At 67.5% G+C, this 13,508-nt stretch carries 8 protein-coding genes; 2 read left to right on the top strand and 6 right to left on the bottom strand.

Annotated features, from left to right (window positions below; all coding sequences use genetic code 11):
- Nucleotides 1-1,021: dihydrolipoamide acetyltransferase family protein (locus AC1DR7_RS10930; protein WP_478076485.1), on the top strand; the 1,021-nt coding region annotated here is incomplete at its 5' end.
- Nucleotides 1,022-1,024: 3 nt separating this feature from the next.
- Complete coding sequence (lpdA, locus tag AC1DR7_RS10925) at nucleotides 1,025-2,431, top strand: dihydrolipoyl dehydrogenase (RefSeq protein WP_478076484.1); 1,407 nt, start codon at nucleotides 1,025-1,027, stop codon at nucleotides 2,429-2,431.
- 274 nt (nucleotides 2,432-2,705) lie between these two features.
- Here the strand turns inward: lpdA and AC1DR7_RS10920 are convergent, their stop codons facing one another.
- The 6 genes from AC1DR7_RS10920 to moeB form a co-directional block, all read right to left on the bottom strand.
- Complete coding sequence (locus AC1DR7_RS10920; protein ID WP_478053048.1) at nucleotides 2,706-5,147, bottom strand: M20/M25/M40 family metallo-hydrolase; 2,442 nt, start codon at nucleotides 5,145-5,147, stop codon at nucleotides 2,706-2,708.
- Between the two features lie 414 nt (nucleotides 5,148-5,561).
- The gene (guaA, locus tag AC1DR7_RS10915) at nucleotides 5,562-7,127 is read right to left on the bottom strand and encodes a glutamine-hydrolyzing GMP synthase (protein ID WP_313218074.1); all 1,566 of its coding nucleotides are present in this window, start codon (nucleotides 7,125-7,127) and stop codon (nucleotides 5,562-5,564) included.
- 111 nt (nucleotides 7,128-7,238) lie between these two features.
- Nucleotides 7,239-8,687 carry an IMP dehydrogenase gene (gene guaB / locus AC1DR7_RS10910; protein ID WP_478076483.1) on the bottom strand — a complete coding sequence of 483 codons (1,449 nt, stop codon included), beginning with the start codon at nucleotides 8,685-8,687 and terminating at the stop codon, nucleotides 7,239-7,241.
- Between the two features lie 183 nt (nucleotides 8,688-8,870).
- Nucleotides 8,871-9,752: a bifunctional methylenetetrahydrofolate dehydrogenase/methenyltetrahydrofolate cyclohydrolase FolD gene (folD, locus tag AC1DR7_RS10905; RefSeq protein WP_256773954.1), complete on the bottom strand. Its 882-nt coding sequence runs from the start codon at nucleotides 9,750-9,752 to the stop codon at nucleotides 8,871-8,873.
- A gap of 148 nt (nucleotides 9,753-9,900) precedes the next feature.
- Entirely contained in the window at nucleotides 9,901-11,727 is a 1,827-nt protein-coding gene (locus AC1DR7_RS10900; protein ID WP_478052044.1) for a monovalent cation:proton antiporter-2 (CPA2) family protein, read from the bottom strand.
- Nucleotides 11,728-11,982: 255 nt separating this feature from the next.
- Entirely contained in the window at nucleotides 11,983-13,122 is a 1,140-nt protein-coding gene (gene moeB, locus AC1DR7_RS10895) for a molybdopterin-synthase adenylyltransferase MoeB (protein WP_457318652.1), read from the bottom strand.
- Nucleotides 13,123-13,508 lie beyond the last annotated feature (386 nt).

Genomic DNA, 13,508 nt, shown 5'->3' with positions numbered 1-13,508 from the left:
GGCCGCTGCACCTGCGGCCGCCGCCGAGGCTGCACCGGCAGCGGCGCCCGCCAAGGCCGCCGCCGCATCCGCACCCACCCCTGCCGCCAAGCAGGACGCGCGCGGCGCGGTCACCAATGGCGTACTCAACGCCGGTGAAGCCCCGCTGGCCTCGCCGGCCGTGCGCCGGCGCGCGTGGGACTTGGGGATCGAGCTGCGCTACGTGCCGGCCACCRGCGCGGGCGGTCGCATCCTGCAGGCCGATCTGGACGCCTACGCCGCCGCCGGTGGCAAGGCGCAGCCGGTCGGCGGCAGTGCCGGTGGCAGCAGCTACGCGCGCCGTACCGGCGAGCAGCAGGTGCCGATCATGGGCCTGCGCCGCAAGATCGCGCAGAAGATGCAGCAGTCCTGGACGACCATTCCGCACATCACCTATGTGGAAGAAATCGACGTCACGGAAGTGGAAGCCCTGCGCGCCAAGCTCAACGAGCGCTGGGCCAAGGAGCGCGGCAAGCTGACCCTGCTGCCGCTGCTGGCACGCGCCGTGGTGCTGGCCGCACGCGACTTCCCGCAGATGAACGCCCGCTATGACGATCAGGCCAACATCGTGACCCGCTATGAGGGCGTGCAGCTGGGCATCGCGACCCAGAGCGAGGTCGGCCTGTCGGTGCCGGTGGTCGCGCATGCCGAGTCGCTGGATCTGTGGCAGACCGCCACCGAGATCGCGCGCCTGGCCAACGCGGTGCGCGTGGGCAAGGCCACCCGTGAGGAGCTGTCCGGCTCGACCATCACCATCAGCAGCCTCGGTGCGGTGGGCGGTGTGGTCTCGACCCCGATCATCAACCATCCGGAAGTGGCGATCGTCGGCGTCAACCGCATCATCGAACGCCCGATGTTCCGCGAGGGCCAGGTGGTGGCGCGCAAGCTGATGAATCTGTCGTCCTCGTTCGACCATCGCATCGTCGATGGCATGGATGCGGCCGAGTTCGTGCAGGCGATCCGTACGCGCCTGGAAACCCCGGCCCTGCTGTTCGTGGAGTAAGCGATGTCCAATACCCTTCAAACCCAGCTGCTGATCATCGGCGGCGGTCCCGGCGGTTACATCGCCGGCATCCGCGCCGGCCAGCTCGGCGTCAAGACCATCGTGGTCGAGGGCGTCAATCCGGGTGGCACCTGCCTCAACATCGGCTGCATTCCCTCCAAGGCGCTGATCCATGCCGCCGAGGAGTTCGCCAAGGTCACCGCGTATGCGGAAGGCACCTCGCCGCTGGGCATCAGCGTGCAGGCCCCGTCGCTGGACCTGGCCAAGACCGTGGCGTGGAAGGCCGGCATCGTCAAGAAGCTGACCGGTGGCGTCAGTGCACTGCTGAAGAAGAACGGCGCGCAGCTGATCAAGGGCTGGGCCACGATCGTCGACGGCAAGACCGTCGAGATCGCCGGTGCCGCGGAAGACGGCGGCACGCTGCGCATCACCTGCGAGCACCTGCTGCTGGCCACCGGTTCGGTGCCGGTGGAACTGCCGTTCCTGCCGTTCGGTGGCAAGGTCATCTCCTCCACCGAAGCCCTCTCGCCGACCTCGCTGCCCAAGCAGCTGATCGTCGTCGGAGGCGGTTACATCGGTCTGGAGCTGGGCACGGTGTATCGCAAGCTCGGCTGCGAGGTCACCGTAGTCGAGGCCCAGGAGCGCATCCTGCCGGCCTACGACGCCGAGCTGACCAAGCCAGTGGCCACGCACCTGGAGAAGTCCGGCGTGAAGCTGCTGACCGGCCACAGCGTGCTTGGCCTGGCCGACAACGGCCAGCTGCGCGTGCGCGACAAGGACGGTAACGAAATCGCGCTGGACGCCGACCAGATCCTGGTCGCGGTCGGCCGTCGCCCGAAGACCGACGGCTTCAATCTCGAATCGCTGCAGCTGGATCTGGCCGGCAAGGCGGTCAAGATCGACGACCAGTGCAAGACCTCGATGCGCAACGTGTGKGCGATCGGCGATGTCGCCGGTGAGCCGATGCTCGCGCACCGGGCGATGGCACAGGGCGAACTGGTGGCCGAGATCGTCAGCGGCAAGAAGCGCCACTTCGTGCCGGCCGCGATTCCGGCGGTGTGCTTCACCGATCCGGAAATCGTGGTGGTCGGGCTGTCACCGGACGAAGCCAAGGCACAGGGCATCGAGACCAAGGTCGCGCTGTTCCCGTTCGCCGCCAATGGCCGTGCGATGTCGCTGGAATCCACCGATGGCTTCGTGCGCGTTGTCGCGCGCAGCAGCGACCACCGCATCCTCGGCTGGCAGGCCGTGGGCGTGCAGGTCTCGGAACTGTCGATTGCTTTCGTGCAGTCGATTGAGATGGGCGCCACGCTGGAAGATATCGCCGGCACGATCCACCCGCACCCGACGTTGGGTGAGGCTGTGCAGGAGGCGGCGCTGCGTGCGTTGGGGCATGCGCTGCATATCTAGGCAGGTCCGGTAGGTCCGGAAGGTCCGGTAGGTCCGAGCCATGCTCGGACGCTTTGGCCCGGACGCTTTGGCTCCGATGCCTTGGCTCCGATGCCTTGGCTCCGATGCCTTGGCTCCGATGCCTTGGCTCCGATGCCTTGGCTCCGATGCCTTGGCTCCGATGCCTTGGCAGGCACCCAAACAAACGGCCCGCAGTGCGGGCCGTTTGTTTATCGCCAAAAGCAGCTCCAACCCACGGTGGGTCAGCGCCACGCTCGGACGCATCCTGCTGGATCTATTCCACCACCCGCGTCGTCCCCAACACCCAGGTCATATCCGACGTGCCCCACGGCACGACATGCGCCGGCCGCGCCGGCAATGGCGCCGCATCACCCGGCCAGCCATCGATCCCGGCCGCCACCTGCACCTCGACCGGGCCGCTGTTTGCCGGCCAGCGCAGCTCGATTCCCTGCGGCCCCGGCGCCTGCCAACGCAACCGCGACCAACGCTCGGCCTCATCCAGTAGCGGCGCATCCTCGCCCTGCAACTGCACCTTGGGCACCACCACGCTGCTCTTCAGCCGTACCCGCAGATCGCGGGTGCCCGCCGGTGCCAGGATGCGCAGCACCGCTTGGCCGGTCTCGGCATCGTGCGACGTCTCAAAGCGCACCGGCTCGGCCATCGCAATTGCCTCCGCGGGCGTCGCCATGGCGTCGGTCAGGTCCAGCGCCGGGACCGAAACATGCACCGTTTCACCCTGCCCTGCACCCAAGGCGTTCCGGCTCCAGTCCAACACCCCCGGTAGCACGCTGACCCGGTGGTACTGCTTGTTTTCCGGATCGGCCACGAAGATCACCTGCGACAATTCCGGATAGCGCTCTGGGTCGGAGCGGGTAAACGACGCAGCAGTGAGTACACCAGCGGCCACCAGCAGCGTGGCGATCGCAGCACCGGCAAGCAGGCGCCCGCTTCCGTGAGCCAAACGCACCCACGGCAGCAACAGCGCGGCCAGCCACGCGAACGGCAACGCAAGTACCTCCGGCGTGCCGAACCCGATCGCCTCGAACAGCTGCAGCGCAAAGTGGAAGACATGCGCCAATGCGAACGCGGTGATCACCGCCGCCACGATCACACGGGCGATCTGCAGCGGCACCTGCGCGGGCAGCAGCCAAGCGACTGCAGCCAGTGCCAGCAACGGCCACAGCAGCAGCGGCGCCAGCTCGGGCGCCAGCACCTGCACGATGGCGCCGATGAGCCAGGCAAGGCCCAGTGCACCCAGCCGCACGCTTTCGCCGCGTACCGCGCTACCGGCGCTGGTCCACGCCAGCAGCGCGACCAGCACACCCAGCACCAGCCCAATGACATCCACGCCGCCGCGCAGCGAGGCACAGGCCCCCACCAGCAGGGCCAGCACGGCAAACGGTTTACGCCCGGCCTTGCACAGCGTCAGTGCACCCAACGCCAGCACCACGCCGATGGCCAACAGTCCCTCGCCCGCCGCCAGCGTCGAGAATGCCGCCAGCAGGTCGCGGTTGTTCACCAGGCTGGCATCGCCACCGCCCAGCAACCGGTACGACACCCGCACCGCCAGGGCAACCGACAGCAATGCCAGCGGCCACCACGCCACACCACCGACCACGCCCCGCCAACCGCCCTGCTTGAACGTGGTACGGCGCGCGACCACGACAAGGACGAGCAGTCCAAACGCCAGCACGCACCAGCCCGACCACATCGGCACGCCGATCATCCAGCCGCCCGGCAGATCGCTGTAGATCGCATCCCGCCTGGACGTCGGCAGGGTCGCGGAGGTTGCCAGTTGCCGTACCAGCGGCAGCACCTGCGCGCCCATGTGCTGCACGCTGCCCGGGTCCAGGTTGGCCACGCTCGCGGTGGCGGCGTGATAGTCGAACTGGCTCCCGATGATCGCGAAGTTCACGCCAGGAATGCCCAGCTTTGCCGGCACCGTGAAGTCGGTTCCATTGGGCATGTAGCGGTAGACGAAGCCGGTCAACGAATTGCCCAGCGGCTGCGGCGCCAGCGATGCGAACGTCTTCAACAGCGCCGCATTGCCCGGTCCGGTTTCAAACAGCACCGCACGGCCACTGCTGCCACGCGCCTCCAGGTTGATCGCCGTCCCGATCCGCGCGGCCAGCGGATGCGATGCAAAGAACGCGCGCGCACCCAACAGGCCAGCCTCCTCGGCATCGGTGAACAGGAACACCACGTCACGCTGCCGTGCATCTTTCTGCAGCACACGGGCTATTTCCAGCATCACCGCAACGCCGAGGCCATCGTCGGCCGCACCGGGCGACTGGGCCACGCTGTCGTAGTGCGCCATCAGCAGCACCGCAGGCAAGCTGCGATCACGGCCCGGCAGTACGGCGACCACGTTCTCTACATTGGCCGCGCGCACACCGCGCCCGTCGCCCTTGCCGTACTCCGCAGCCGCATGCGCGCGCTGCACCGATGCCTGCAATCCCGCCTGCTGCAGATGCGTGACCAGGCCATCGCGCACCCGCGCCGCAGCGGCCGAGCCGGTGGGATGCGGTTCGGCGGCGATCCAGCGCAGGTGCTGCATGGCGCGGGCCGCCGAGAATTCGGCAGCGGCGATGCTGGCCGACTGTGGCGGCGGCGTCTTCTGCGCGCTCCAGGCAGACCATGCGGCAATGAAGATGCCGAGGAACAGAAGGGGCAGCGTGTAGCGAGCGATATCACGGGCGGGCCGCCGCGCGCTCATGGGCGCACCTTGCGATCGAGCACGTTTGCCAAGCAGCAGGGAAGCGCAATCACGAGCACGGCGGGAATCCGGGAAAGACGACCTTCGCAGAATTACAAAGATATTTCCGATATGTCAAATTATTTTCTGATCAGCCAATTCCGGACACTTCCCGACCCTCGTACGCCTGCGCCATCAACCGCTTGAGATCCGCTGAACCCCAGTGACCAACTGTCCTCGCATCACGCATGTTGGGTGCGAGCGGCAGGCGCAGATCAGCGTCGACATGCAGAACAGCAGCAGCCGGCTTTTTCTGCGGCACGACGGTGGCAACGCGGTGCGTAACGTACGACAGTCGGGCCGTCGCGTGCCCCTACCTGTCAGCACCGGTCGCACAACTGACGAGGGCGCCTCGCGGCGCCCTCGTCATTCAACTCATTCCCACTCGATCGTCGCCGGCGGTTTCCCCGAGATGTCATAGACAACCCGCGACACCCCCCGCAGCTCATTGATGATCCGGTTGCTCACCGTGCCCAGGAAGTCATACGGCAGGTGCGCCCAATGTGCCGTCATGAAATCGATGGTTTCCACCGCGCGCAGCGCGATCACCCACTCATACGCACGCGCATCACCGACCACGCCCACCGACTTCACCGGCAGGAACACCGCGAACGCCTGGCTGGTCTTGTCGTACAGATCGGCCTTGCGCAGCTCGTCGATGAAGATGGCATCGGCCTTGGCCAGCAGTTCGGCGTATTCGCGCTTCACTTCGCCGAGGATGCGCACGCCCAGGCCCGGGCCCGGGAACGGATGGCGGTAGACCATGCTGCGCGGCAGGCCGAGTTCGACGCCGAGGCGACGCACTTCGTCCTTGAACAGCTCACGCAGCGGCTCGACCAGGCCCAGCTTCATGTGCTCGGGCAGGCCGCCGACGTTGTGATGGCTCTTGATCACGTGGGCCTTGCCGGTCTTGCTGCCGGCCGACTCGATCACGTCGGGGTAGATGGTGCCCTGCGCCAGCCACTTGGCGTTCTTCAGCTTGGTGGATTCTTCATCGAAGATGTCCACGAACAGGTTGCCGATGATCTTGCGCTTGGCTTCCGGGTCGCTGACGCCTTCGAGCTTGCTGAAGTAGCGGTCCGCCGCGTTGACGCGGATCACCTTGACGCCCATGTGCTCGGCGAACATCGCCATCACCTGGTCGCCTTCCTGCCAGCGCAGCAGGCCGGTATCGACGAACACGCAGGTCAGCTTGTCGCCGATCGCCTTGTGCAGCAGCGCGGCCACGACCGACGAATCAACGCCGCCGGAGAGGCCCAGGATCACTTCGTCATCGCCCACCTGCTCGCGCACGCGGGCGATCTGGTCGTCGATGATGTTGGCGGCGGTCCACAGGGTTTCGCAGCCGCACACGTCCACCACGAAGCGGCGCAGCAGCGCCTGGCCCTGCAGGGTGTGGGTCACTTCCGGATGGAACTGCACGCCGTACCAGCGCTTTTCTTCGTTGGCCATCGCGGCCACCGGGATGCGATCGGTCACCGCGGTGACGGTGAAGCCCGGGGGTGCGACGGAGACGTGGTCGCCGTGGCTCATCCAGACGTTCAATTTCGGCTCGCCGCCGTGGTCGCTCAGGCCCTTGAACAGCGCATCCGGGGCGACGACGTTGACTTCGGCATGGCCGAACTCACGCTGGTCGGCCGCTTCGGTGGCGCCACCGAGCTGGGCGGCCAGGGTCTGCATGCCGTAGCAGATGCCGAAGATCGGCAGGCCGCTGTCGAACACTTCCTGCGGTGCGGCCGGCGCACCCGGCAGGGTGGTCGATTCCGGGCCGCCGGACAGGATGATGCCCTTGGCGCCGAACGCGGCGATGTCGGCCGGGTTGTGGTCCCATGCCCAGATCTCGCAGTACACGCCGAGCTCGCGGATGCGGCGCGCGATCAGCTGGGTGTACTGGGCGCCGAAATCGAGAATGAGGATCTTGTCGTTATGGATGTTGGTCATGGTGCCCGGGCAATGCAGGAGTAAATACGGGAAACACAGCGTCGTTACCGGCGGCCGATAGAGAAAGAGGAACGGGAATCAGCTTCCTCGTTCCTCTTTGCTCATGCTGCATCAGGCGCGGTAGTTCGGCGGCTCTTTGGTGATCTGCACGTCGTGGACGTGGCTCTCACGTTGGCCGGCGCCGCTGATCTTGACGAACTTCGGCTTGGTGCGCATGTCTTCGACGGTGCCGCAGCCCACGTAGCCCATGGTGGCGCGCAGGCCGCCCATCAACTGGTGGATGATGCCGCCAACCGGGCCGCGGTACGGCACGCGGCCTTCGATGCCCTCGGGCACCAGCTTGTCGGCGCTGGAGGCGTCCTGGAAGTAGCGGTCCTTGGACCCCTTCTCCATCGCGGCCAGCGAGCCCATGCCGCGGTAGCTCTTGTACGAACGTCCCTGGAACAGCTCGGTCTCGCCGGGCGATTCCTCGGTACCAGCCAGCAGGCCACCGATCATGATGGTGGAGGCACCGGCGGCCAGCGCCTTGCCGATGTCGCCGGAGTAACGGATGCCACCGTCGGCGATCAGCGGGATGCGGTCCTGCAGCGCCTCGGCGACCAAGTCGATCGCGGTGATCTGCGGCACGCCGACACCGGCGACCACGCGGGTGGTGCAGATCGAGCCCGGGCCGATGCCGACCTTGACCGCGTCCGCGCCGCTGTCCAGCAGCGCCAGTGCGGCTTCACCGGTGCAGATGTTGCCACCGACGACCTGCACCTGCGGGAAGTGCTTCTTGACCCAGCTGACGCGGTCCAGCACGCCCTGCGAGTGGCCGTGCGCGGTGTCCACCACCAGCACGTCCACCCCGGCGGCGACCAGCGCCTCGACCCGGCGGTCGGTATCGCCACCGACGCCGACGGCCGCGCCGACCAGCAGGCGGGTGGCGGTGTCCTTGGCGGCGTTGGGGTAATCGGTGTTCTTCTGGATGTCCTTGACGGTGATCAGGCCGCGCAGGGCGAAATCATCGTTGACGACCAGGATCTTCTCGATGCGGTTGCGGTGCAGCAGCTGCAGCACTTCATCGGAGGCCGCGCCTTCCTTGACCGTGATCAGGCGATCCTTCTTGGTCATGATGTGGCGGACCGGATCGTCCAGCTCGGTCTCGAAGCGCATGTCACGGTGGGTGACGATGCCGACCAGCTGGCCGCCGCCGTCCACCACCGGCACGCCGGAGATGTTGCGCGCCTGGGTGAGGGCCAGCACGTCTCGGATGGTGGTTTCCGGGCCGACGGTGATCGGGTCGCGGATGACGCCGGCCTCGAACTTCTTGACCTTGGCGACTTCAGCGGCCTGCTGCTCCACGCTCAGATTCTTGTGGATGATGCCCATGCCACCGAGCTGGGCCATGGCGATCGCCAGGCGGGCTTCGGTGACCGTGTCCATGGCCGCGGAAAGGATCGGAAGCTTCAGCCGCAGGTCGCGGGTCAGCCGGGTTTCCAGGCTGACATCCTTGGGCAGGATCAGGGAGTGTGCGGGGACGAGCGAGACGTCGCGGCTGCTCTTGGCGCGGTGGCACACCGATCCAGGCGCAGCCGACCAACGGTCGGCTCTACCCGAGGTCGCGGCTGCGCCAGATGCCGGTCAGCCCGGGATCGCTGCCGCGGCAGGTGTCGGTCTGCCCGGGATCACGGCCACAGCAGGTGCGGGTCGGCCCGGGATCACGGCCGCGGGAGGTGCCGACCGCGAGTCAGGACCAGACGGTCAGAAGGCTTCCGCCGCCTCGATGGTGTTCTGCATCAACGTCGCCACGGTCATCGGCCCGACCCCGCCCGGGACCGGGGTGATCCAGCTTGCGCGCTCGGCGGCGGCCTCGAAGCCCACGTCGCCGACCAGGCGGCCGTCGTCGAGGCGGTTGATGCCCACATCGATCACCACCGCGCCCGGCTTGACCCATTCGCCGGGAACGATGCCCGGACGGCCCACCGCCACCACCAGGATGTCGGCGTCACGCACGCTGCGCTCGAGCACGTCGCGCGGGGTGAACTTGTGGCAGCTGGTCACGGTGCAGCCGGCGATCAGCAGCTCCAGCCCCATCGGCCGGCCGACATGGTTGCTCACGCCCACGATGGTGGCGTTGCGGCCACGCACCGGCTGGTCGGTGTGGCCCAGCAGCGTCACGATGCCGCGCGGCGTGCAGGGGCGCAGGCCGAACTCGCGCAGGGCCAGGTGGCCGACGTTTTCCGGATGGAAACCGTCCACGTCCTTGCGCGGGTCGATGCGGTGGATGAGGCGGCTGGCGTCGGGGATACCCGGCAGCGGCAACTGCACCAGGATGCCGTGGATCTTCGGATCGTGGTTGAGCTGGTCGATCAGCGCCAGCAGTTCGGCCTCGGTGGTGCCGGCCGGCAGATCGTAATCGAAGGCTTCGATGCCGACCTTCTCGGCCGCGCGGCGCTTGTTGCGCACGTACACGGTCGAGGCCGGGTCACCGCCAACCAGCACCACGGCCAGGCCCGGGCGGCTGCCACCGGCGGCCAGACGGGCATCGACCCGGACCTTGAGGCTGTCCAGCAGGTCTTCGGCGATGCGGCGTCCGTCCAGGATGCGGGCGGGGGCGGCGGGTGCGGGGGTCGGTGAGCTCATCGAGGGCGGCAGGCGTGGGGGCGACGGTCGTCCATTGTCCCTGATTCAGGCCCCCTCGCCCACCGGTCGTGGTGGCCGCTGGCCCACGCCCCCATCCGCCCGGATGGCGCTGCATGGTTGCCGGCCAGCGGCCGGCACTACCTGATCGTCATTCCTCTTCCGGCAACGCGTCCGCGTTCAGCGTGCGCGCCTTGCGCTTGGGCGCAGTGAACGGCGTCGGCGTCGGCACGCCGGGCAGCGAATTACCGAACGTCATGTGCGCACCGGCGATGAGTCCGCCGCCAGCGATTTCCAGCTCGAAGCGCTCGGCATCGCGGCGACGGATCTCGCGGGCGATGGTCGCTGCATCCTCTTCGCCCAGGCCGAGTTCGACCAGCGCGGCCTCGCCGAAGGCGACCGCCGATTCGAACGTCTCGCGGATCTGGAAATCGACGCCGGCATGGATCAGGCGCAAGGAGTGTTCGCGGTCGAAGGAGCGCACCAGCAGCTTGGCCTGCGGGAATTGGTGGGCGACCAGTTCGACGATGCGGTCGGCCTGCGCGCTGTCGTTGACGCACACCGCGATGGCACGCGCCACGCCGGCACCGGAGGCGTGCAGCACGTCCAGCCGGGTGCCGTCGCCGTAGTAGATCTTGAAGCCGAACTTCTCCGCGCTCTGGATCATCTCGATGTCGTTGTCGATGATGGTCACGTCCACATCGCGCGCCAGCAGCGACTGGCTGGCGACCTGGCCGAAGCGGCCAAAACCGATCATCAACACGCTGCCGGACATGCCATCGGCCGCTTCCACGCCCTCCAGCGAGATCACGCGGTCGGGCATCAGCTTGTCGTGCAGCAGCACGAACAGCGGGGTCAGCGCCATCGACAGCACCACGATCGCGGTCAGGTTGGCATTGACCTCCACCCCGATCACGCCCGCCGCGGCAGCTGCGGAAAACAGCACGAAGGCGAACTCGCCGCCCTGCGCCATCACCACGCCTCTGTCCAGCGCCTGGCGGTGGTCGCTGCCCATGATCCGCGCCACCGCGTAGATGCACGCCGCCTTGGCCAGCATCAGCGCGAGCACGCCGGACACGATCAGCGGCCAGTTGTTGGCTACAACGGTCAGGTCCAGCGCCATGCCTACGCTGAGGAAGAACAGGCCGAGCAGAATGCCGCGGAACGGCTCGATGTCCGCCTCGATCTGGTGGCGGAAGGTGGATTCGCTGAGCAGCACGCCGGCCAGGAACGCGCCCATCGCCATCGACAGCCCACCCAGTTGCATCAGCAACGCCGCGCCGAGCACCACCAGCAACGCAGCGGCCGTCATGACCTCGCGCGCCTTGGCTGCGGCCAGGATGCGGAACAGCGGGTTGAGCAGGAACCGCCCCACCAGCACCAGCCCGACGATCGCACCCGCGCCGATGCCCACGCTGAGCCAGCGCGAAGTTTCACCGGCATCGGCCTGCACCGGTGCGATGAACGCGACCACCGCCAGCAACGGCACGATCAGCAGGTCTTCGAACAGCAGGATCGAGACGATCTTCTGGCCCGAGGGCAAGGCGATGTCGCCGCGCTCGGCCAGCAGCTGCATCACCACGGCGGTGGAGGTCAGCACGAAGCCGAACGCACCGATGAAGGCGACTTTGACCGGCAGGCCCAGCAACATGCACACCCCGGTGAGCACCGCGCCGCAGACCACGATCTGCAGCGTGCCCAATCCGAAGATTTCGTTGCGCAGCCCCCACAGGTGCGAGGGGCGCATCTCCAGTCCGATCACGAACAGGAACATCACCACGCCGAGTTCGGCGGTATGCAGGATGGCCTGGGGGTCGGCGAACCATCCAAAACCGAACGGACCGATCGCCAGGCCCGCGGCGAAATAGCCCAGCACCGAGCCCAGCCCAAGCCGACGGAACAGCGGCACCATGACCACTGCCGCACCCAGCAGGGCGACTACTTTCACCAGTTCACTGGCACCTGCTTCCACCGCCATGCGGTTGTTTCCCCGAACTACATTGATGGAGACAACGATAGGGCAAAGCTTCGGATGGAAGTAGCGTGCGTGTTAGGTTTTATCGTGCCGAAAACAGAACGATGACGGGACTCACTTGGCAGATCGTCTCGCAAACAGCGCCATAACACCGCGCAGACCCGGTAGAGCCGACCCATGGTCGGCTGCTCGCCCCGCCGGAGACCGCGCCAAGGACAGCCGACCATGGGTCGGCTCTACCCTGCCCCGCGACCCGCATCAGATGCTGTTGCAGAACGCGGCGTAGTCGATATAGCCGGGGAAGGCCCTGCCGGGCGCACACAGGGGGCAGTCCGGATCGGGGCGCAGGCGCGTCTCACGAAAATGCATGCCCAACGCATCGAAGGTCAGCAGCCGCCCGACCAGCGGCTCGCCCATCCCCAGCAGCAGCTTGAGCACTTCGGTGGCCTGCAGCAGCCCGACCATCCCCGGCAGCACGCCGAGCACGCCGGCTTCGGCGCAGTTGGGCGCGAATTCGGGCGGCGGCGGCTCCGGGAACAGGCAGCGGTAGCACGGCGCCTGCCCGCGATGGCGGCCAGCATCGAACACGCTGACCTGCCCGGTGAAGCGCTCCACCGCGCCGTACACCAGCGGGATGCCGTGCTGGATGCAGGCATCGTTGAGCAGGTAGCGCAGCGGAAAATTGTCCGAGCCGTCCAGCACCACGTCGACCCCGTCGAGCAGGGCATCCACATTCGCCGAGGTGACGCGCGCCTGCACCGCGTCGATGTCCAACTGCGGGTTCAGCGCCAGCAGCCGTTCGCGCGCCGACAGCACCTTGGGCGTGCCGATGCTGGCGTCGGTGTGCAGGATCTGCCGGTGCAGGTTGCTGCGCTCCACCACGTCATCGTCGGCGATGCGCAGGTGTCCTACCCCGGCGGCGGCGAGATAGAAACCGGCCGGCGCGCCGAGGCCGCCGGCCCCGACCATCAGCACGCGCGCAGCCAGCAATGCCTGCTGACCGGCCACGCCCACCTGCGGCAGCAGCAGGTGACGCGCATAACGTTCGTTGAAATCTGCGTCCGCCTCGCTCTGCAGCGGCTGCACCAGCGGCAGGCCGTCAGCACGCCAGGCGGTGGTGCCGCCGTGGACCGACGCCACGTGGGTATACCCGTGATCCAGCAAGGCAAGCGCGGCGTCCATCGAGCGCTTGCCGCTCTGGCAGATGAGGACGAACTCGCGGTCGGTGGCCGGCAGATGCGTCGCCGGCGCGGCCAGCAGGTCGCCCTTGGCGATGCCCAGCGCGCCTTCGGCCATGCCGCTGGCCCGCTCGTGCGCCTCGCGGACGTCGATCAGCAGGGCGCCGCTGGCGATGCGTGCGCGGGCCTGACCGGGGGTGAGTTCGGGAACGGTGCTCATGCGAGGATTATCGCGCAGACGGACAGGGGGATTGGGGGGCGGTAGAGCCGAGCCATGCTCGGCTGCTCCAGGCGTCGGTAATTGCTAGGTGCAAGGGCCTTGCCGAGCATGGCTCGGCACTACCGGGGTCGATCATTGCCGCGCTGCGCGTGGGCTGCCGAGAATGGCTCGGCACTACCGGGGTCGATCATTGCCACGCTGTGCGTGGCCTGCCGAGCGTGGCTCGGCACTACCGGGGTCGATCATTGCCGCGCTGCGTGTGGGCTGCCGAGCGTGGCTCGGCACTACCGGGTTCGATCATTGCCACGCTGTGCGTGGCCTGCCGAGCATGGCTCGGCACTACCGGCTTCGATCATTGCCACGCTGCGCGTGGCCTGCCGAGCATG

It is taken from the genome of Stenotrophomonas sp. P5_A9, from assembly GCF_056400525.1.
Note: the sequence above shows the minus strand (reverse complement) of the source record. Positions and strands in the feature narration are given on the sequence as shown.

What these genes read in the sequence shown, in the direction of transcription:
- moeB (WP_457318652.1), bottom strand. Translation starts at nt 13,122, where the DNA reads ATGAGCACCGTTCCCGAACTCACCCCCGGTCAGGCCCGCGCACGCATC.
- guaA (WP_313218074.1), bottom strand. Translation starts at nt 7,127, where the DNA reads ATGACCAACATCCATAACGACAAGATCCTCATTCTCGATTTCGGCGCC.
- AC1DR7_RS10900 (WP_478052044.1), bottom strand. Translation starts at nt 11,727, where the DNA reads ATGGCGGTGGAAGCAGGTGCCAGTGAACTGGTGAAAGTAGTCGCCCTG.
- AC1DR7_RS10920 (WP_478053048.1), bottom strand. Translation starts at nt 5,147, where the DNA reads ATGAGCGCGCGGCGGCCCGCCCGTGATATCGCTCGCTACACGCTGCCC.
- folD (WP_256773954.1), bottom strand. Translation starts at nt 9,752, where the DNA reads ATGAGCTCACCGACCCCCGCACCCGCCGCCCCCGCCCGCATCCTGGAC.